The following is a 19,134-nucleotide window of genomic DNA, read 5'->3' as shown; positions in this document are numbered from 1 at the left end:
GCAGGGCTTTTTCACTTTTTTATCCGCGCCTGATGCGATCAGTCGCGCTTTTCGGCCCACAGGTCGTATTCGTCGGCATCGGTCACGGTGCACCAGACCTTGTCACCCGGCTTCAAACCGCTGGCATCGTCGATAAATACGTTACCGTCGATTTCCGGGGCGTCGAAGAAGCAGCGGCCTACGGCGCCTTGCTCGTCGACTTCGTCGATCAGCACTTCGATTTCCTTGCCGATGCGCAGTTGCAGGCGCGCCGAGCTGATCGCCTGCTGGTGCGCCATGAAGCGCTCCCAACGGTCTTGCTTGACGTCATCCGGTACTACGGCCAGGTCCAGCAGGTTGGCCGGGGCGCCTTCGACCGGCGAGTACTGGAAGCAGCCGACGCGGTCCAGCTGGGCTTCGGTCAGCCAGTCGAGCAGGTACTGGAAGTCTTCTTCGGTTTCGCCCGGGAAGCCGACGATGAAGGTCGAACGGATGATCAGTTCCGGGCAGATCTCGCGCCAGTTCTTGATGCGCGCCAGGGTCTTGTCTTCGAAGGCCGGGCGTTTCATGGCCTTGAGCACTTTCGGGCTGGCGTGCTGGAACGGGATGTCCAGGTACGGCAGGATCTTGCCGGCGGCCATCAACGGGATCAGCTCGTCCACGTGCGGGTACGGGTACACGTAGTGCAGGCGCACCCACACGCCCAGGCTGCTCAAGGCTTCGCACAGCTCGGTCATGCGGGTTTTCACCGGCGCGCCGTTCCAGAAACCGGTGCGGTATTTCACGTCGACGCCGTAGGCGCTGGTGTCCTGGGAGATCACCAGCAGTTCTTTAACGCCGGATTTGACCAGGCGCTGGGCTTCGTCCAGCACATCGCCCACCGGGCGGCTGACCAGCTTGCCGCGCATCGACGGGATGATGCAGAAGCTGCAACTGTGGTTGCAGCCTTCGGAAATCTTCAGGTACGCGTAGTGGCGCGGGGTCAGCTTGATGCCTTGCGGCGGCACCAGGTCGATCAGCGGGTTGTGGTCCTGGCGCGGCGGCACCACTTGATGCACGGCGTTGACCACCTGCTCGTACTGCTGCGGGCCGGTCACGGCCAGCACGCTCGGGTGTACGTTGCGGATATTGCCTTCTTCCACGCCCATGCAGCCGGTGACGATGACCTTGCCGTTTTCCTTGATGGCCTCGCCGATCACTTCCAGGGATTCCGCCTTGGCCGAGTCGATGAAGCCACAGGTGTTGACCACCACCACGTCCGCGTCCTGGTAAGTGGACACGACGTCATAACCTTCCATGCGCAGTTGCGTCAGGATGCGTTCGGAGTCGACCAGAGCCTTCGGGCAGCCCAGGGAAACAAAGCCGACCTTGGGGTTGGCTTTTGCGATGGTGGTGGACATGTCTAACCTCGGTATTGAATGACGCCGCCCGTCGGGCACGACAAGGCGGTAGACGGGCACTTGGCGCGCTCGTAAAAGAGCATGCTTTTGTGCCTCTGATCAAAAAGTGCGCAATTCTAGCGACGGGCAACGCACTTGACCAGCTTTATGCAGGGAAATACGACGAGTGCTGCGCTATGCTTCGCGCCGTTGCGAACGGGTGAAATCCTTGGGTCAACAAAACGTCTGTTACGAGAAGTAAAACAGCGCATGCTAAGGTCAGCTTAGATGCGTTGTTTATAAGAGACCTCAGGTCATAGGGCAGGAGTGGTTGATGGGTCAGGCAAGTAGTCAGGCAGCGGGTGCCGAGCATTCCAATGCCAAGCCGATTGGCATGCTGGTGGCAGCGGTCGGGGTGGTTTATGGCGATATCGGGACCAGCCCGCTCTATACCCTTAAAGAGGTGTTCGGTGGAGGGTATGGGGTTCAGGTCAACCATGATGGTGTGTTGGGGATACTGGCGCTGATCTTCTGGTCGCTGATCTGGGTCGTTTCGATCAAGTACGTGTTGTTCATCCTGCGCGCCGATAACCAGGGCGAGGGCGGGATCATGGCCCTCACTGCGTTGGCGCGGCGAGCGGCGTCGCCGTATCCGAAGCTGCGTTCGGTGCTGGTGATTCTCGGGTTGATCGGCGCTGCGCTGTTTTACGGCGACAGCATGATCACCCCGGCAATCTCGGTGCTCTCGGCGGTAGAAGGCCTGGAGCTGGCCTTCGAAGGGCTTGAACGCTGGGTCGTACCGCTGTCGCTGGTGGTGCTGGTGGGGCTGTTCCTGATCCAGAAACATGGCACCGACCGTATCGGCAAGCTGTTCGGGCCGGTCATGGTGTTGTGGTTCCTGGTGCTGGCGGGCCTGGGCGTGCATGGCATCAGCCAGCATCCGGAAGTGCTCAACGCATTGAACCCGGTGTGGGGTGTGCGTTTCTTCATGGTCCACCCTGGCATGGGTGTGGCGATTCTCGGCGCCGTGGTGCTGGCATTGACCGGTGCCGAAGCGCTGTACGCCGACATGGGCCACTTCGGGCGTAAACCCATTGCGCGTGCCTGGTTCGCCCTGGTGCTGCCGGCGCTGGTGCTCAACTATTTCGGCCAAGGTGCGTTGCTGCTGGAAAACCCCGAAGCGGCGCGTAACCCGTTCTACCTGCTCGCACCGAGCTGGGCGCTGATTCCGTTGGTGGTGTTGTCTACCCTGGCCACGGTGATTGCGTCCCAGGCGGTGATTTCCGGCGCGTTCTCCCTGACCCGTCAGGCGATCCAACTGGGTTACATCCCGCGCATGCACATTCAGCATACGTCCAGCGCCGAACAGGGCCAGATCTATATCGGCGCGGTGAATTGGTCGCTGATGGTCGGCGTGATCCTGCTGGTGCTGGGCTTCGAGTCGTCCAACGCGCTGGCTTCGGCCTACGGCGTGGCGGTGACCGGCACCATGCTGATCACCAGCATCCTGGTGTCGGCAGTGATGCTGTTGCTGTGGAAATGGCCACCGGTGTTGGCGATTCCGGTGCTGATCGGTTTCCTGTTGGTCGACGGGCTGTTCTTCGCCGCCAACGTGCCGAAAATCGTCCAGGGCGGTGCATTCCCGGTATTGGCGGGGATTGTGCTGTTTATCCTGATGACGACGTGGAAACGCGGCAAGGAACTGCTGATGGACCGCCTCGACGAAGGCGGCCTGCCGCTGCCGATCTTTATCAGCAGTATCCGCGTGCAGCCGCCCCATCGCGTGCAGGGCACCGCGGTGTTCCTCACCGCGCGGCCCGACGCGGTGCCCCATGCGCTGTTGCATAACCTGCTGCATAACCAAGTGTTGCACGAGCAAGTGGTGTTGCTGACGGTGGTCTACGAAGACATTCCCCGCGTTCCCGCCGCACGGCGCTTCGAGGTGGATGCCTACGGCGAAGGGTTCTTCCGCGTGATCCTGCACTTCGGTTTCACCGATGAGCCGGACGTGCCCGAAGCGCTGAAGCTGTGCCACCTGGATGATCTGGATTTCAGCCCGATGCGTACCACGTACTTCCTCAGCCGCGAAACGGTCATCGCCTCGCGCATCAAAGGCATGGCCCGTTGGCGCGAAGGCTTGTTTGCGTTCATGTTGAAGAACGCCAACGGCAACCTGCGGTTCTTCAAACTCCCGGTCAACCGGGTGATCGAGCTGGGTACCCAGGTCGAAATGTAAGCGGTTGTTGGACGGGAGCCGGCAATCGGCTCCCGCTTTGTCTTCTGAACCCTGTGCAATCCCCCGTTGTCGACTAGGCTCTAAGCACTGTTGTGTAGGAGCGGGCTTGCCCGCGAAAAACCTTAACGGTAACGCGTCGATCCTGGATAAACGCGGTGCCCATGAGGCTTTCGCGAGCAAGCGCGCTCCTACAGAAGTGCCCAAAAAGCCAAGAAGAGGTGCGCCATGAGTCAGTTGCTCGAACCGTATACCCTGCGCCAATTGACCCTGCTCAATCGCATTGCCGTGTCGCCGATGTGCCAGTACTCCAGCGTCGATGGCCTGGCCAACGACTGGCACCTGGTCCACCTCGGCAGCCGCGCTGTCGGCGGGGCGGGGCTGATTTTCACCGAAGCCACCGCCGTGACCGCCGAGGGCCGTATCACCGCCGAAGACCTGGGCCTGTGGAACGACGCACAGATCGCCCCGCTGCAACGTATCACGCGCTTTATCACTGCCCAGGGCGCCGTGGCCGGGATTCAATTGGCTCACGCCGGGCGCAAGGCCAGCACCCATCGGCCGTGGATCGGCAAACACGGCAGCCTCAAGCCGCAAGACGGCGGCTGGGTGCCGGTGGGGCCCTCGCCGATTGCCTTTGACCCGAACCATACGCAGCCCAGGTCGCTGGACGAGGCGCAGATCGAGCAAGTGATCGCCGACTTCGTCGCCGCCGCCAAGCGCGCGTTGACCGCCGGTTTCAAAGTGGTGGAGATCCACGCCGCTCACGGTTACCTGCTGCATCAATTCCTCTCGCCCATCAGCAATCAGCGTCAGGACCAGTACGGCGGCACCTTTGAAAACCGTATCCGCCTGGTGCTGCAAGTCACCGAAGCGGTGCGCGAAGTCTGGCCGCAAGACCTGCCGCTGTTTGTGCGGGTGTCAGCCACCGATTGGGTGGAGGACGGCTGGAACCCCGATGAAACCGTGGAACTGGCACGTCGCCTGAAAGCTTTGGGGGTCGACCTGATCGACGTGTCCTCCGGCGGCACCGCCGCCAACGCCGAGATCCCCATCGGCCCCGGCTACCAGACGCGGTTTGCCGAGCGTGTGCGCAAAGAGTCGGGCATCGCTACCGGCACCGTGGGCATGATTACCGAGCCGGCCCAGGCCGAACACATCCTGCGCACCTGCCAGGCCGACATCATCTTCCTCGCCCGCGAGCTGCTGCGTGACCCGTATTGGCCATTGCATGCCGACGATGACCTGGGCGGGCGCAAGGCGACCTGGCCGGCCCAGTACCAGCGGGCGACCCATCGGGAGCAGCCGATTCATGAGTCTGATCTCAGGGATTGAGCCTTCTTAGGTTCCAACAAAACCCACCCTTATCCGGTGGGTTTTTTTTGCCAGGAGCTGTGGGATAGGGCTGTAGGTATTTATTCCTGACCCAATTATTTAAGTGAATACTCTAAAAAAATCCCACACGTCATGAGATTGTTTCTACGCTTAGAGTACGCCTGATTTCTGGCCCAGGGAGCCAGTCGGTTTGTCTACCGAGGCATTGCGCTTCACGGCAGGCGGGTAATGGGCACACGGAGTTTTTGATCGATATCAGGAGAAACAGTCCATGGCCAAGTCCTATGGTGTAGCGGGTGTGGTGGCGTCTTTTCTGACCCGCAGGGTGTCCTTGCGTGCCCGAAGGTTGAGTTCCGATGAAGCTGAATTGCTCGCACAGTATCGCGCCCTGACCGAGAACGATCAGGTGGCGATGCGCTATTTGATTGGGGCGATGAAGAGTGTGTCGCGGTTCTGAGCGGGCTGTGACCCCATGTGGGGGCGGGCAAGCCCGCGCTCACATGGTCGGTCACGGTGTCAGGTGTATTTACGCTGCTCCGGTGCCGGCGGGAAGTACTGATACAACCAGGTTTCACTCAAGGTGCGGTCCTGCGTGCGGATAAACAGGCGCAGTTCCACTGGCTCCACGCTGTCGCTGGTCGGGTACCAGTCGAAGAGGATGCGATAGCCCTTGATGCTGTCGAGCACCAGCACGCTGAAGTCTTTCACCTCGCCGTGGGAACAGGTCACCACCGGCTCGATCCCGGTGCCGGCTGCCAGGCGATCCAGGCCGCCGCCCTTGAAGTCCACGGCAAACCGCCGCGCCCAGACTGGCGGGTAATGTTCGCCCGGTGCCCAGCCTTCGGTGAAGCCGCCCATGCCTGAACGCGTGGCGTCGACTTGCGCCAACGGCGTGCTCACTGGTGGCAGGGCGCTCCAGTACAACTTGTAGCCATAGTTGAGTGAATCACCGGCGGCCACCGGTTTTTTCGGGGTCCAGAAGGCCACGATATTGTCCAGAGTCTCGCCGGTGGTCGGGATCTCCAGCAGGTCGATCGAGCCTTCGCCCCACGCGGTGGTCGGTTCGACCCACAGGCTTGGGCGCTTGCTGTACCAGTCGACGGTGTCCTGGTAGCTGGCGAACTCATGGTCGGTCTGCACCAGGCCGAAGCCTTTCGGGTCGGTGTCGGCGAACGCATTGAATTGCAGCTTGGCCGGGTTGTTCAGCGGGCGGCAGATCCACTCGCCGTTGCCGCGCCACATTGCCAGGCGGTCCGAGTCGTGGATCTGCGGGTGGATGGTGTCGCACATGCGCCGCTCGTGGGTGCCGCAACTGAACATGCTGGTCATCGGCGCGATGCCCAGTTGTTCGATGGCGGTGCGCGCATTGATATGGGCGTCGATTGCCATGACCACCTGGTTGGCCTGGCAGTCGATATCGAAACGGTAGGCGCCGGTGGCGCTCGGCGAGTCGAGCAGGGCGTAGACCACAAAGCGCGTGGCATTTTTATCCGGGGTTTCGAACCAGAACTGCGTGAAGTCGGGGAATTCCTCGCGCTTTTTCGCGTAGGTATCGATCGCCAGGCCGCGTGCGGAAAGGCCATATTGCCCCGTGGAATCCACCGCGCGGAAGTAACTGGCGCCGAGAAACGACAGCACGTCATGGCGATCCAGTTCCGGCGCCTTGAACAGCTTGAAGCCGGAGAAACCCAGGTCGCCGGTCAGTTGTTGGGTGTCGACCGTGGTTTTTTCATAGTTGAACAGCGAAGGGCGGAAATGCACTTCGCGGGCCTCGCGGGTCGTGGGGTCGACGGCGTGCATGCGAACGGGCGTCTTGAAGCCCATGCCGACGTGGAAAAACTGCACGTCCAACTGGCCGTTCACTTCCTTCCACAGCGAGTGTTTGCCGTCGTAGCCGATGGCGTTGAAATTTTGCGGGGTCATGGTCGCCAGGGTGGGCGGCAGCACCTGTTTGGTGTCTTTATACGCGGTCCCGGCGAGTTGCCTGGCCTGGGTCTTCAGCGTTTCGAAGTCGAACGCCACGGCCTTGCCGTCGGCGGCGCGGTTCCCGGCCCAGGCTTGCGCAGCCAACAGGCCGCTGGCCGATAAACCGGTGTAAGCCGCAATGGCCATGGACGCTTTAAGCAAATTCCTGCGGTGCATAGAGACAACCTGTCGTGAGCAAATCCCGCGCCGGCCCTGGCGCGTGCTGGATCAAAGATAACGGTTCGGACATGCCTTCGGCCAAACGCAACGGACATTAAACAGACGCCGCATAGCTTAAGCGGTTCGATGGCGTAGGAAAAATGATTGATGGCGGGATGATGGCTTGGCAAATGCGACAAGACATTTCCGGGCTTTGAGTGAGCACATTACCCAGGAATTATGAAGATCCAATGTAGGCGGGGGCTTGCTCGCGACAGGCGCCTGGACACCGCGTTTAATCGGATGCCCCGCATTATCGTTGGCGTTCTTCGCGAGCAAGCTTGCTCCTACAGTCAAGGTATCAGGGCGAGGTTCAGTGCTTGAACATCACATGGCGCACGGTGGTGTAGTCCTCCAGCCCGTACATGGACATGTCCTTGCCATACCCCGACAGTTTCTGACCGCCGTGAGGCATTTCGCTGACGAGCATGAAGTGAGTGTTCACCCAGGTGCAGCCATACTGCAAGCGCGCAGCCAAGCGATGGGCGCGTCCCACGTCGGCGGTCCATACGGATGACGCCAGACCGTAGTCCGAATCGTTGGCCCAGCCCAGCACCTGTGCCTCATCGGCGAACTTGGTCACCGACACCACCGGCCCGAACACCTCGCGGCGCACGATCTCGTCGTCCTGCTGCGCATCGGCCAAAACCGTCGGCTCAAAGAAGAAGCCATTGCCTTCCACCGCCTTGCCACCAGTCACCAGACGGATATGCGGCTGCGCCACGGCACGTTCGACGAAACCGGCCACGCGGTCGCGGTGTTGCGCGGTGATCAGCGGGCCCAGCTCGGTGGTCGGGTCATCCTGCAAGCCGTACTTGATACTGGCGACTGCCGCGCCGAGCTTCTCGACGAACGCGTCGTAGATTTCCGCTTGGGCATAGATACGGCACGCCGCGGTGCAATCCTGGCCGGCGTTGTAGAAACCGAAGGTGCGGATGCCTTCCACCGCCGCGTCGATGTCCGCGTCGTTGAAGATGATCACCGGCGCCTTGCCGCCCAGTTCCATGTGCATGCGCTTCACGCGGTCGGCGGTGTTGGAAATGATGTTGGCGCCCGTGGCGATGGAGCCGGTCAGCGACACCATGCGTACTTTCGGGTGGTTCACCAACGGGCTGCCCACGGTGGGCCCACGGCCGAAGACCAGGTTGAGCACGCCGGCCGGGAAGATCTCCGACGCCAGTTCGACCATGCGCAATGCGGTCAGCGGGGTTTGTTCCGACGGCTTGAGCACCACGGTATTACCGGCGGCCAGGGCTGGGGCGATTTTCCAGGCGACCATCATCAGCGGGTAGTTCCACGGGGCGATGGAGGCGATCACGCCCACCGGATCGCGGCGGATCATCGAGGTGTGGCCCGGCAGGTATTCACCGCCGGCCGAGCCGCTCATGCAGCGGCTGGCACCGGCAAAAAAGCGGAACACGTCGGCAATCGCCGGGATCTCGTCGTTCAGTGCGGCGCTGTAGGGTTTGCCGCAGTTGTCCGATTCCAGCTTGGCCAGTTCTTCGCCGTGGGCTTCGATCACGTCCGCCAGTTTCAGCAGCAACAGCGAGCGATCCTTGGGCGTGGTCTGTGACCAGCTTTCAAACGCTGCATCGGCGGCCCGCACGGCGGCGTCGACCTGGGCTTCGCTGGCTTCGTTGATTTCCACCAGCACACGGCCCAACGCCGGGTTGAATACGGCCTGCGCCGGGCCTTCGCCTTTGACCAGTTGGCCGTTGATCAAGAGTTTGGTTTGCATGGTTCACTCCTCCAAAAAACTGTTGTTATTGCCCTGAAGAAACCGGCTCTGAGTGTGGGGGGGCACTTCTCCAATACCCACATTATTTACCGCCACTGCCTGCCACGCTTTCACCGCCGCGGGTCAGGTAATAGGCACCCAGAATCGGGAACATCGTCACGATCATCACCAGCATCGCCACCACGTTGGTCACCGGCACATCCCGTGGGCGACTCAACTGGTTGAGCAGCCACAGCGGCAAGGTGCGCTCATGCCCGGCGGTGAAGGTGGTGACGATGATTTCGTCGAACGACAGCGCAAACGCCAGCATGCCGCCGGCCAGCAGCGCCGAGCCGAGGTTGGGCATGATGATGTAGCGGAAGGTCTGCCAGCCGTCGGCGCCCAGGTCCATCGAGGCTTCGATCAGGCTGTGGGAGGTGCGGCGCAAGCGGGCGATGACGTTGTTGTAGACGATCACCACGCAGAAGGTCGCGTGGCCGACGATGATGGTGAACATCCCCGGCTCGATGCCCAACGTCTTGAACGTCGCCAGCAGGGCGATACCGGTGATGATCCCCGGCAGCGCGATCGGCAGGATCAGCATCAGCGACACGCCTTGCTTGCCGAAGAACTCGCGGCGATACAGCGCGGCTGAAGCGAGGGTACCGAGGACCATGGCGATCAGGGTAGCGATCGCCGCGATCTGCAGCGACAGCTTGATCGCTTCGAGCACGTCCGGGCGGGCGAACGCCACGCTGAACCACCTCAGGGTGAAGCCCTGGGGTGGAAAGCTGAACGCTGCCTCTTCGGTGTTGAAGGCGTACAGGAAGATGATCAGGATCGGGAAGTGCAGAAACACCAAGCCGCCCCAGGCCGCAATCTTCAAGCCGATGGATGATTTCTCAGAGTGCATCGAAGGCCCCCAGACGTTTGACGATGGACAGGTAAACCGCGATCAGCACGATTGGCACCAGGGTGAACGCCGCGGCCATGGGCATGTTGCCGATGGCGCCTTGCTGGGCGTACACCATGCCGCCGACGAAGTAACCCGGCGGCCCGACCAGCTGCGGCACGATGAAGTCGCCCAGGGTCAGCGAAAACGTGAAGATCGAACCGGCGGCAATCCCCGGCACCGACAGCGGCAGGATCACCTGCATGAAGGTCTGGCGCGGCTTGGCGCCCAGGTCGGCCGAGGCTTGCAGCAACGACGGCGGCAAACGTTCCAGCGACGCCTGGATCGGCAGGATCATGAACGGCAGCCAGATGTAGACGAACACCATGAACCGCCCCAGGTGCGAGGTGCTCAAGGTGCTGCCGCCCACGCCGGGGATTCCCAGCACGAACTGCAACAGCGGCTCCAGGCCCAGGTGCTGCACAAACCATTGCGCTACGCCGCCCTTGGCCAGCAGCAGGGTCCAGGCATATGCCTTGACGATGTAGCTGGCCCACATCGGCATCATCACCGCGATATAGAAGAACGCCTTGGTCTTGCCCGTGGTGTAGCGCGCCATGTAATAGGCGATGGGGAAGGCGACGATGGCGCTGGCGAGCGACACCACAATCGCCATGCTCAGGGTGCGCAGGATGATGTCGAAGTTCGATGGCTGGAACAATGCGGCGAAGTTGGCCAGGGTCAGGTCCGGCGTGACCGCCATGGTGAAGTCGTCGAACGTGTAGAAGCCCTGCCACAGCAAGGTCAGCAACGAGCCCAGGTAGATCGCGCCGAACCAGATCAGCGGCGGTATCAGCAGCATTGCCAGGTAGAGGTTGGGTCTGCGATACAGCAGGTTGGAAAACCTGCGCATCGGCGCTTGGGTCAGGCTCATGTCACACCTCGCCTGCGTGGTCGGTCAGGGTGGTCATGGCGGCCCGCGCCCAGCGTGCAGTGATGGGCTGGCCGACCTGATAGCCGTTGCTGATGTCCAGCCACTGGTTATTCGCCTGGCTGATGTTCAACGCCTGGCCGTTCGCCAGTTTCAGTTCGTAGCGGGTGGCGCTGCCCTGGTACTGGATGTCATGCAACAGGCCGCTGATTTCCACTTCGTCGGCCGCCAGCGGGCCTTCGGCAAAGCGCACGTGCTCCGGGCGGATCGAGAACGGCTGCGGGCTGCCGCTGAGGCGCTGGGCCAACTCGCCGCGAATCACATTGGAGGTGCCGACGAATTCGGCGACGAACGCGGTGGCCGGTTTCATATAGAGGTTGCGCGGGGTGTCGACCTGTTCGATGCGGCCCTTGTTGAACACGGCCACGCGGTCGGACATCGACAGCGCTTCGGTCTGGTCGTGGGTCACGAAGATAAACGTGATGCCCAACTGACGTTGCAGCTTTTTCAGCTCGCTTTGCATCTGTTCGCGCAGCTTGAGGTCGAGGGCGCCCAGCGGTTCATCCAGCAGCAACACGCGCGGGCGATTGACCAGCGCGCGGGCCAGGGCGACCCGTTGGCGCTGGCCGCCGGAGAGCTGCACCGGCTTGCGCTCGCCGTAGCCGCCGAGGGCGACCATGGTCAGGGCTTCTTCGGCGCGGTCGAGGCGCTCGGTCTTGCCCACGCCTTTGACTTTCAGGCCGTAGGCCACGTTGTCGCGCACATTCATGTGGGGGAACAGCGCGTAATCCTGGAATACCGTGTTGACGTCACGCTGATACGGCGGCAAGCCGGCGGCTTCCTCGCCATGAATCCGGATCGAGCCTGCGCTCGGCTGCTCGAACCCGGCGATCAGGCGCAGGCAGGTGGTCTTGCCCGAGCCGGAAGGGCCGAGCATGGAAAAGAACTCGCCGTCCTGGATATCGATGGAAACCCGGTCAACGGCTTTCACTTCGCCGAACTGACGGGAAACGTGGGTGAATTGGACTGCAAGCGTCATGGTGCGGTGCTCCCAAAAGGCGCGGGTCGTCGCAGCGGCCCGGCCTGGACTTCTGAAAAAACAGAACATCGGTGAATGTGCTCAATGTGGGAGGGAGCAAGCCCCCTCCCACAGGGGGGATTAGCGCCCGCCCATGATCGCAATGTAATCCTGGGTCCAGCGACTGTACGGCACGAACTTGCCGCCCTCAGCCTGCGGGGTTTTCCAGAAGGCGATCTTGTCGAACTGGTCGAAGCCGTTGGTCTTGCAGCCCTCGGCGCCGAGCAATTCGCTGCCGGTGCAGGCCGCCGGCACCGCCGGCAGGGAGCCGAACCAGGCGGCGACATCGCCCTGGACCTTCGGCTGCAGCGACCAGTCCATCCATTTGTAGGCGCAGTTCGGGTGCTTGGCCTCGCTGTGCAGCATGGTGGTGTCGGCCCAGCCGGTGGCGCCTTCCTTGGGAATGGTCGAGGCAATCGGCTGCTTCTCGTTGATCAGGCCGTTGACCTGATACGGCCAGGCGCTGGAGGCGACCACGCCTTCGTTCTTGAAGTCACTCATCTGCACGGTGGTGTCGTGCCAGTAGCGGTGGATCAACGGTTGCTGTGCGCGCAACAGGTCGAGCACGGCTTTGTACTGGGTTTCGGTCAGTTCGTAGGGGCTCTGGATGCCCAGCTCCGGCTTGGTCGACTTGAGGTACAGCGCCGCATCGGCGATGTAGATCGGGCCGTCGTAGGCTTGTACGCGGCCTTTGTTCGGCTTGCCGTCCGGCAGGTTCTGCGCCTCGAACAGCACATTCCAGCTGGTGGGCGCGGTCTTGAACACGTTGGTGTTGTACATCAGCACGTTCGGCCCCCACTGGTACGGAGTACCGTAGGTTTGCTGGCCGACCACGTACCACGGCGCGTCTTTCAGGCGCGGGTCGATAGTCTTCCAGTTGGGAATCAACGCGGTATTGATCGGCTGCACCCGCTTGCCGACGATCAACCGCAGCGACGCATCGCCTGACGCGGTGACCAGGTCGTAACCGCCCTTGGCCATCAAGCTGACCATTTCGTCAGAGGTGGCGGCGGTTTTCACATTGACCTTGCAGCCGGTTTCCTTCTCGAAACCTGTGACCCAGTCGTAAGCCTTGTCGCTTTCGCCCCGTTCGATATAGCCGGGCCAGGCGACGATATCCAACTGGCCTTCGCCGGCGCCTACCGCTTTGAGCGGTTCGGCGGCCTGCAGGCTGGCGCTGGCCAGCAGCGCGGTGGTCAGGGCACTGAGCAGTGCGGTCTTATGCGCGGACATGGGGAATCCCTCTTCTTTAATTATGGTCGGGGCAGTTTTTTGCAGCCGGTGACGCTTGAGCTTAGTTGTTGTTTTAAAGGTGCTGGCCGTGGCGGGCCATGATGTGCCGCACCACGCTGTAGTCCTGTAGCGAATCGCTGGACAGATCTTTGCCATACCCGGAGCGCTTCAAGCCGCCGTGGGGCATTTCGCTGACCAGCATGAAATGGCTGTTGATCCAGGTGCAGCCGTATTGCAGGCGCGCCGCGACCTGCATGGCCTTGTCCAGGTTCTGCGTCCACACCGACGAGGCCAGGCCGTATTCGGAGTCGTTGGCCCAGTCCACCGCTTGTTCCAGTTCGTCGAAGCGGGTCACGGTGACCACCGGGCCGAACACTTCGCGCTGGACGATTTCATCACTTTGTTTACAGCCGGCGAGCAAGGTCGGCTGATAAAAGAAGCCCGCGCCGGAATGCACGGCGGCGCCGGTGACGCGTTCGATATGCGGCTGGCCGAGGGCGCGTTCGACAAAGCTGGCGACGCGGTCGCGCTGGCGCGTGCTGATCAGCGGGCCGAGTTCGTTGTCGGCATCGCGCTTGCCGGCAAAGCGCAGGCTGCTGACCGCCGCGCCCAGGTCGGCGACCAATTTGTCGTGAATCCCCGCCTGGGCGTAGATACGGCACGCGGCGGTGCAGTCCTGGCCGGCGTTGTAGTAACCGTAGGCGCGCACGCCTTCGACCACGGCTTGCAGGTCGGCGTCGTTGCACACAATCACTGGCGCCTTGCCGCCCAGTTCCAGGTGCGTGCGTTTAAGGGTTTTCGACGCGGCTTGCAGGATCTTTTGTCCGGTGACGATATCGCCGGTCAACGACACCATCCGCACCTTCGGGTGGCTGACCAGATGGCTGCCGACGCCTTCGCCGCCGCCGCACACAATGTTGATCACCCCGCGCGGCAACAACTGGTTGAGCGCTGGAGCGAGGGCGAGGATCGACAGCGGCGTGTGTTCCGACGGCTTGAACACCAGGGTATTACCGGCGGCCAGGGCGGGAGCGATCTTCCACGCGGCCATCATCAGCGGGTAATTCCACGGCGCAATCGAGGCCACCACGCCAATCGGGTCACGCCGCACCATGCTGGTGTAGCCCGGCAGGTATTCGCCGCTGAGCTGGCCGGTCTGGCAGCGCACGGCGCCGGCAAAGAAGCGGAACACATCGACGGTGGCGCTCAAGTCATCCTGGCGGGCCAGGTGCAACGGTTTGCCGCAGTTCAGGGATTCGAGGCGGGCCAGGTAGTCGGCTTGGTGCTCGATGGCATTGGCGATGCCCAGCAGAATGTTCGAACGTTGCTGCGGCGTGGTGCGGGACCAGCCGGCAAATGCGCGGTGGGCGGCAAGGATCGCGGTTTCGACCTGTTCGATGCTGGCTTCGGCGATCTGAGTCAGCACTTCGCCCGTGGCTGGGTTGAGAATCGGTTCGACAAAGCCCTGGCCCTGGACCAGTTCGCCGTCGATCAGCAACGCAGTGAGCAGCGGGGTGGGCGCAGCGGACATTTTTCGCGATCTCTTTTCTTGTGTGGCCATGGGCGTTCTCTTACAAGGCGCCCGACTTTCTCTTATGGATGCACAGAGACTAGAGGTCAGGCGCGAGGTCAACAAATACTAAATACTGAATGCAGCATTCGATTAAATAGATGGCTTGCGCGGGTGCGGCTGTTCCCGCGCCACGGTCAGGAACGGGTCGACCAGCGCCGGGCGCGCGGTGCCACGGCGCCAGGCGAGGCCGACGTCGAGGGTCTGGCTGAGGTCGGCGATGGGGCGCGCTTCGATAATGTCGCCTTCCAGGGACCAGGGGCGGTAGGTCATGTCCGGCTGGATCGACACGCCCAGGCCGGCGGCCACCAGGCTGCGCACAGCTTCGGTGGAGGCGGTGCGCAAAGTGACGTGTGGTTGCAGGCAGGCAGAGGCCCACATGCGTTGAGCGTTGTGGCCCATTTCGTCGACGTTCAGCTGAATCAACGGCTCACGCGCCACATCGGCCAGGTTGATGCTGTCGTGCTCCAGCAGCGGATGTTGCGCCGGCAGCCATAGGCGGTGGGGCGAGTGGGTGAGTACTTCGGTCTGCAGGGCGTGGCGGTCTTCGAGGTTGGAGAGGATCAACACGCCCACATCGATCTCGCCGCTGACCAGCAAATGCTCGATGTACGGGCGCTCATCCTCCATCACGCGGATTTCCACATTGGGGTAGGCGCGTTGGAAGCGGGTGAGCAGGTCGGCCAGGTAATAACCGGCCACCAGGCTGGTCACGCCGACGATCAATTGCCCGGCCACCTGGTCGGTGCTCTGCTGCAGGCTGCGCTTGGCGTTGTCGACGGTGGCCAGGATCAAGTGCGCCTGGCGCAGGAACTGATGGCCCTGGTGGGTCAGGGTCATGCCCTTGGCGTGGCGGTTGAACAGGTTGACGCCGATTTCCTGTTCCAGTTGCTGGATCGCCAGGGTCAGGGTCGACTGCGAAATAAACGCGGTTTGCGCAGCGGCGGAGATCGAACCGGTCTCGGCCACGGCGATGAAGTGGCGGATCTGACGCAAGGTCATCATGCTGGAGTTACCAGTGGGGTGTTTTTATCGATTTGCTCGAGTGTATATCGATTTAACCGAAGGATAGCCGCGTTACATCTGGAAGCACTCTAGATCGGGGTTTTTTGGCGCTAAGTTTTACGCTGGGAGTCTATTGGTCTTATGAACCCTGGTGTCTGGAGGCTACGCATGAATACCCGTGGATTACTCGAACAACTGCTCAAGTCTGGTCAGGACATGTTGCAGAACAAGGCCGGCGGCCAGCGCAAATCCGACGACAAAGGCGCCCTCGGCGGCCTGCTCGGCAGTGGCGGGCTCGGCAGTTTGCTCGGCGGCGCTGGCGGCGGGGCCCTGGCCGCTGGGGCCATGGGCCTGCTGCTGGGCAATAAAAAGGCGCGCAAATTCGGCGGCAAGGCCCTGACCTATGGCGGGTTGGCGGCATTGGGCGTGATCGCCTACAAAGCCTATGGCAACTGGCAGGCGCAACAGGCCAGCGCGCCCCAAGGCGAGCCGCAGACCATCGACCGCCTGCCGCCAGCCCAGGTCGAGCAACACAGCCAGGGCATCCTCAAGGCGTTGGTGGCGGCGGCCAAGGCCGACGGGCATGTGGATGAGCGCGAGCGCGCGCTGATCGAAGGTGAATTCAACAAGCTGGATAACGACCGTGAATTGCAAAGCTGGCTGCACGGCGAGCTGAACAAACCCCTCGACCCGGCCGACGTGGCGCGGGCCGCCGGCACCCCGGAAATGGCCGCCGAGATGTACATCGCCAGTGTGATGCTGGTGGATGAGGAGAACTTTATGGAGAAGGCGTACCTGGATGAGCTGGCGCGGCAGCTCAAGTTAGAGCCCGGTTTGAAGGTTGAATTGGAGAAACAGGTGCGCCAGGCGACGCTTTAGGGATCGTTCCCATGGATGGGCGCGATCAGGAGTGACAGGTCTATCGGGGGCGGCTAAGGAGGGCCCCATGGCGCGGCCAGTTGCAGCGTCATGAGGTAACGCTCCTCTGTGGGACGTCTATCGTCCTTGAATCGCCCAACCACCAGCATCACTTGATACTTGTCGCTCGCTCGCCAATAGGATGTGCCGCCTCGGTTCACATTGCGCAGCCGGGCACGCCATTCCGGGGTATCGGCGAACGGAGGGTTGGACGCAACTCGAATGGGTTCCCAGCCTGCCTTGCGCCATTGCTCCTGCAAGTCCAGTACGACCTTGAGGGTGTCGTCGAGCAGTAGTGGCTCTACTTGGGGAGACAAGCTGAGATCTGCGACTCGCATATCCTTATATCTAATCATGAAGAAACGCGCAGGCGGGCTCATAAACCCATACTGAGGGTCTATGAAACGCAGGCGAGCATCAGATTTCGGTACTGTTCCCCAATAATTTCCCGAAACGGCTGGGCCAATGCTTGCGCTGGAACGCTGACGCATGTCTTCCCAGGGCTCGCCTAGCATCAGCGCAATTTCCGGATCTTCCGCGCCCAGGCGTAGCGCTATCCATACGAGTGATGCGGCAACGACCAGTCCCGGTCCGCCACGTCGCCAACCTATCTTCGCGAGCCGGCTCATTGAACACCCCGGTTTTCAGCGATATCGTCTAGCGCCTGTTCGATTCGATGCCGCTCAGTACTGCGCAGCAGTGTGTGAAACCGTGCTGCAGCCTTGAGCACGAATGCCATACGCTGATCGATATTGGCTAGATTGGCGAAGGGGTTGTTGTTGAAATCAATGGTCCGACCTTCATCAGCGGGACTGCATTGGTTTGCCAGTGTCAGTTCAATGGCCTGAGCGATCCCGGACGGTATGCCCGTGACGTATGAAAGATGGTTGCTACGTAGCAGGGTCACGAGTTTTGGATCGCCGTACATGGTCGGTTGAAGAATGTTTCGTTGTTCGTGGTCAGCCAGATGCTCAATACTTTTGGCAATGTCTCCATCGTCAATCGCCTTGAAGGCCTGCAATATTTCCGGGTAATCCCCCTCAAACCTTAGCTTTTCCTGCCCCACCGACCACAACACCCGATCCTGTCCATCCTCATAAATGTTCTGGCGCGACCGCAAGCAGGTCTCAAGCAAGCCCAACCCCCGGTCCTCACCTTCAAGGGCGATGGCTACTTTGGTGATGCGAAAGCCCCTCAAACCGCCGCCGACGGTCCCGCCAGCGGTGGTCTTGGCTCCTCGGGTAATGAAATAGCGGCGCATGCCAGCGATGTCCTTTTGTTCGCAGGGACTAGCACGCTAGGCTCGGCGAGAAAAGCCTGGTAGTCGGACGCTTCGCGGGTTTTTGTAGGTTGGTTCTGTGAAAAGGGTGCCTCAGGCCACCCTCTAGGCATGCCTGCGCACGATGAAGATCGTTCTCACGTTCTGTGGAAACGATTTAACAAATCTATTTATGGCAGCCCCCACGGCCTGGATAATTCCAGTGTAATGAGGTACCGCTCTTCTGTGGGATGCCGATAGTCCTTGAAGCGCCCAACTACCAACATGACTTGGTATTTGTTTTCTGCCCGCCAGTAAGACTTGCCACCCCGGTTCACATTTCGCAATCGAGCACGCCATTCAGGTGTGTCGGCGAATGGAGGGTTGGAGGCGACTCGTATGGGCAGCCAGCCGGCATTGCTCCATTGTTTTTGCAAATACAGCACGACGTTGAGGGTGTCATCGAGCAATAGCGGTTCGATTTGGGGGGACATGCGGATACTACCAACGCGCTCCTTGTCGAAACTTACCGCGAGGAAGCGGGCAGGCGGGGTAACGAATCCATATTGAGGGTCTATGAAGCGTAGACGGGCATCGGACTTTGGTAGCCTCCCCCATATTTCTCCGGGAATAGCAGGGGCGATTGCTGCACTGGAGCGCTGACGCATGTCTTCCCAAGGCTCCCCAAGCATCAGTGCGATTTCTGGCGTACTGGTGAAGAAACGTATCATTCCTACCAGTAGTACGGCAGCGAACAATACAAGTGCGGCATGTCGCCAGTTTACTTGTGAGAGCCGGTTCATCGCATGCCCCGACCTGCAGCGACATCATCCAGCGCTTGTTCGATTCGATGCCGCTCACCGCTATTTAACAGCTTGTCAAATTGCGCCGCGGCCTTGAGCACGAAGGTCATGCGTTGATCGATATCGGCCAAGTTGGCGATGGGGTTGTTGCTGAACTCAATGACCCTGCCGTCATCAACAGAGCGGCATTGGCTTGCCAGCGTTAGCTCAATGGCCTGTGCTGCTCCGGACGGTATGCCCGTGACGTATGAAAGATGGTTGCTACGTAGCAGAGCCACTAATTTTTGGTCGGTATACATGGTTGGTTGAAGAATATTTCGTTGCTCGTGCCAAGCCAGATGCACAACACTTTCTTCAATATTGCCCGCGTCAATGGCTTTGAAGGCTTGCAGAATTTCCTTGTAATCAATACCAAACCTTAGCTTCACCTGCCCCACCGGCCACAACACCCGCTGCAGCCCATCCTCAAAAATGTTCTGGCGCGAGGACAGGCAGGTCTCAAGCAACCCCAACCCCCGCTCCTTATAAAACGCATGCAACGGAAACACATCCAAAAACAGCGTGGTATTGCCCATCGCCATCATCTCGTACACATGTTGATAAAGCTGTTGCACGCTCG

At 61.0% G+C, this 19,134-nt stretch carries 17 protein-coding genes; 4 read left to right on the top strand and 13 right to left on the bottom strand.

Translation table 11 applies throughout. From position 1 onward, the window contains the following. Positions 1 to 38 precede the first annotated feature (38 nt). Entirely contained in the window at positions 39 to 1,379 is a 1,341-nt protein-coding gene (gene rimO, locus TU80_RS27080; protein ID WP_046384502.1) for a 30S ribosomal protein S12 methylthiotransferase RimO, read from the bottom strand. A gap of 313 nt (positions 1,380 to 1,692) precedes the next feature. On the opposite strand from rimO, the gene TU80_RS27075 reads away from it, so the two are divergent. From TU80_RS27075 to TU80_RS27065, 3 genes are all read left to right on the top strand, one after another. Next, on the top strand, positions 1,693 to 3,594 hold the full coding sequence (locus tag TU80_RS27075; protein WP_057005801.1) for a potassium transporter Kup: 1,902 nt from the start codon (positions 1,693 to 1,695) through the stop codon (positions 3,592 to 3,594). Between the two features lie 225 nt (positions 3,595 to 3,819). Continuing rightward, complete coding sequence (locus TU80_RS27070) at positions 3,820 to 4,926, top strand: NADH:flavin oxidoreductase/NADH oxidase (protein ID WP_017844676.1); 1,107 nt, start codon at positions 3,820 to 3,822, stop codon at positions 4,924 to 4,926. Positions 4,927 to 5,197: 271 nt separating this feature from the next. Then, positions 5,198 to 5,383 carry a hypothetical protein gene (locus tag TU80_RS27065; protein WP_017844677.1) on the top strand — a complete coding sequence of 62 codons (186 nt, stop codon included), beginning with the start codon at positions 5,198 to 5,200 and terminating at the stop codon, positions 5,381 to 5,383. A gap of 59 nt (positions 5,384 to 5,442) precedes the next feature. Here the strand turns inward: TU80_RS27065 and TU80_RS27060 are convergent, their stop codons facing one another. The 8 genes from TU80_RS27060 to TU80_RS27025 form a co-directional block, all read right to left on the bottom strand. After that, on the bottom strand, positions 5,443 to 7,068 hold the full coding sequence (locus tag TU80_RS27060) for a glucan biosynthesis protein D (protein WP_026139759.1): 1,626 nt from the start codon (positions 7,066 to 7,068) through the stop codon (positions 5,443 to 5,445). A gap of 355 nt (positions 7,069 to 7,423) precedes the next feature. Then, entirely contained in the window at positions 7,424 to 8,848 is a 1,425-nt protein-coding gene (locus TU80_RS27055; protein ID WP_017844679.1) for a gamma-aminobutyraldehyde dehydrogenase, read from the bottom strand. Positions 8,849 to 8,930: 82 nt separating this feature from the next. Then, a complete protein-coding gene (locus tag TU80_RS27050) occupies positions 8,931 to 9,740 on the bottom strand; it encodes an ABC transporter permease (protein ID WP_010563467.1) in 810 nt (269 codons plus the stop codon). Next, positions 9,730 to 10,653, bottom strand: coding sequence for an ABC transporter permease (locus TU80_RS27045; protein WP_057005800.1), 924 nt, complete (start codon positions 10,651 to 10,653; stop codon positions 9,730 to 9,732). Before TU80_RS27045 ends, TU80_RS27050 begins: the two co-directional genes overlap by 11 nt. A gap of 1 nt (position 10,654) precedes the next feature. After that, the gene (locus TU80_RS27040; RefSeq protein WP_057005799.1) at positions 10,655 to 11,689 is read right to left on the bottom strand and encodes an ABC transporter ATP-binding protein; all 1,035 of its coding nucleotides are present in this window, start codon (positions 11,687 to 11,689) and stop codon (positions 10,655 to 10,657) included. Positions 11,690 to 11,809: 120 nt separating this feature from the next. Continuing rightward, on the bottom strand, positions 11,810 to 12,961 hold the full coding sequence (gene ydcS / locus TU80_RS27035) for a putative ABC transporter substrate-binding protein YdcS (protein ID WP_017844682.1): 1,152 nt from the start codon (positions 12,959 to 12,961) through the stop codon (positions 11,810 to 11,812). Positions 12,962 to 13,034: 73 nt separating this feature from the next. Beyond that, on the bottom strand, positions 13,035 to 14,492 hold the full coding sequence (locus tag TU80_RS27030; protein ID WP_057005798.1) for a gamma-aminobutyraldehyde dehydrogenase: 1,458 nt from the start codon (positions 14,490 to 14,492) through the stop codon (positions 13,035 to 13,037). Between the two features lie 132 nt (positions 14,493 to 14,624). Next, positions 14,625 to 15,536: a LysR family transcriptional regulator gene (locus tag TU80_RS27025; RefSeq protein WP_017844684.1), complete on the bottom strand. Its 912-nt coding sequence runs from the start codon at positions 15,534 to 15,536 to the stop codon at positions 14,625 to 14,627. Between the two features lie 168 nt (positions 15,537 to 15,704). Here TU80_RS27025 and TU80_RS27020 point away from each other — a divergent pair, with 168 nt between their 5' ends. Further along, a complete protein-coding gene (locus TU80_RS27020) occupies positions 15,705 to 16,415 on the top strand; it encodes a tellurite resistance TerB family protein (RefSeq protein WP_017844685.1) in 711 nt (236 codons plus the stop codon). Positions 16,416 to 16,468: 53 nt separating this feature from the next. Here TU80_RS27020 and TU80_RS27015 read toward each other — a convergent pair whose 3' ends face one another. The 4 genes from TU80_RS27015 to TU80_RS33160 form a co-directional block, all read right to left on the bottom strand. After that, complete coding sequence (locus tag TU80_RS27015) at positions 16,469 to 17,083, bottom strand: hypothetical protein (protein ID WP_057005797.1); 615 nt, start codon at positions 17,081 to 17,083, stop codon at positions 16,469 to 16,471. After that, the gene (locus TU80_RS27010; protein WP_057005796.1) at positions 17,080 to 17,715 is read right to left on the bottom strand and encodes a DUF2515 family protein; all 636 of its coding nucleotides are present in this window, start codon (positions 17,713 to 17,715) and stop codon (positions 17,080 to 17,082) included. Before TU80_RS27010 ends, TU80_RS27015 begins: the two co-directional genes overlap by 4 nt. A gap of 188 nt (positions 17,716 to 17,903) precedes the next feature. Further along, positions 17,904 to 18,515, bottom strand: a complete 612-nt coding sequence (locus TU80_RS27005; protein ID WP_057005795.1) for a hypothetical protein — start codon at positions 18,513 to 18,515, stop codon at positions 17,904 to 17,906. Next, positions 18,512 to 19,134: DUF2515 family protein (locus tag TU80_RS33160; protein WP_057005794.1), on the bottom strand; the 623-nt coding region annotated here is incomplete at its 5' end. The genes TU80_RS27005 and TU80_RS33160, both read right to left, overlap by 4 nt.

This window comes from Pseudomonas veronii, assembly GCF_001439695.1.
Classification (GTDB): Bacteria; Pseudomonadota; Gammaproteobacteria; order Pseudomonadales; family Pseudomonadaceae; genus Aquipseudomonas; species Aquipseudomonas veronii.
The sequence above is the reverse complement of the archived record's forward strand: the minus strand, read 5'-3'. Positions and strand labels throughout refer to the sequence as shown.

Coding starts and splice junctions, on each gene's coding strand:
- rimO (WP_046384502.1), bottom strand. CDS start 1,379: ATGTCCACCACCATCGCAAAAGCCAACCCCAAGGTCGGCTTTGTTTCC.
- ydcS (WP_017844682.1), bottom strand. CDS start 12,961: ATGTCCGCGCATAAGACCGCACTGCTCAGTGCCCTGACCACCGCGCTG.
- TU80_RS27005 (WP_057005795.1), bottom strand. CDS start 18,515: ATGAACCGGCTCTCACAAGTAAACTGGCGACATGCCGCACTTGTATTG.
- TU80_RS27025 (WP_017844684.1), bottom strand. CDS start 15,536: ATGATGACCTTGCGTCAGATCCGCCACTTCATCGCCGTGGCCGAGACC.
- TU80_RS27020 (WP_017844685.1), top strand. CDS start 15,705: ATGAATACCCGTGGATTACTCGAACAACTGCTCAAGTCTGGTCAGGAC.
- TU80_RS27050 (WP_010563467.1), bottom strand. CDS start 9,740: ATGCACTCTGAGAAATCATCCATCGGCTTGAAGATTGCGGCCTGGGGC.
- TU80_RS27030 (WP_057005798.1), bottom strand. CDS start 14,492: ATGTCCGCTGCGCCCACCCCGCTGCTCACTGCGTTGCTGATCGACGGC.
- TU80_RS27040 (WP_057005799.1), bottom strand. CDS start 11,689: ATGACGCTTGCAGTCCAATTCACCCACGTTTCCCGTCAGTTCGGCGAA.
- TU80_RS27075 (WP_057005801.1), top strand. CDS start 1,693: ATGGGTCAGGCAAGTAGTCAGGCAGCGGGTGCCGAGCATTCCAATGCC.
- TU80_RS27010 (WP_057005796.1), bottom strand. CDS start 17,715: ATGCGCCGCTATTTCATTACCCGAGGAGCCAAGACCACCGCTGGCGGG.
- TU80_RS27065 (WP_017844677.1), top strand. CDS start 5,198: ATGGCCAAGTCCTATGGTGTAGCGGGTGTGGTGGCGTCTTTTCTGACC.
- TU80_RS27055 (WP_017844679.1), bottom strand. CDS start 8,848: ATGCAAACCAAACTCTTGATCAACGGCCAACTGGTCAAAGGCGAAGGC.
- TU80_RS27070 (WP_017844676.1), top strand. CDS start 3,820: ATGAGTCAGTTGCTCGAACCGTATACCCTGCGCCAATTGACCCTGCTC.
- TU80_RS27045 (WP_057005800.1), bottom strand. CDS start 10,653: ATGAGCCTGACCCAAGCGCCGATGCGCAGGTTTTCCAACCTGCTGTAT.
- TU80_RS27060 (WP_026139759.1), bottom strand. CDS start 7,068: ATGCACCGCAGGAATTTGCTTAAAGCGTCCATGGCCATTGCGGCTTAC.
- TU80_RS27015 (WP_057005797.1), bottom strand. CDS start 17,083: ATGAGCCGGCTCGCGAAGATAGGTTGGCGACGTGGCGGACCGGGACTG.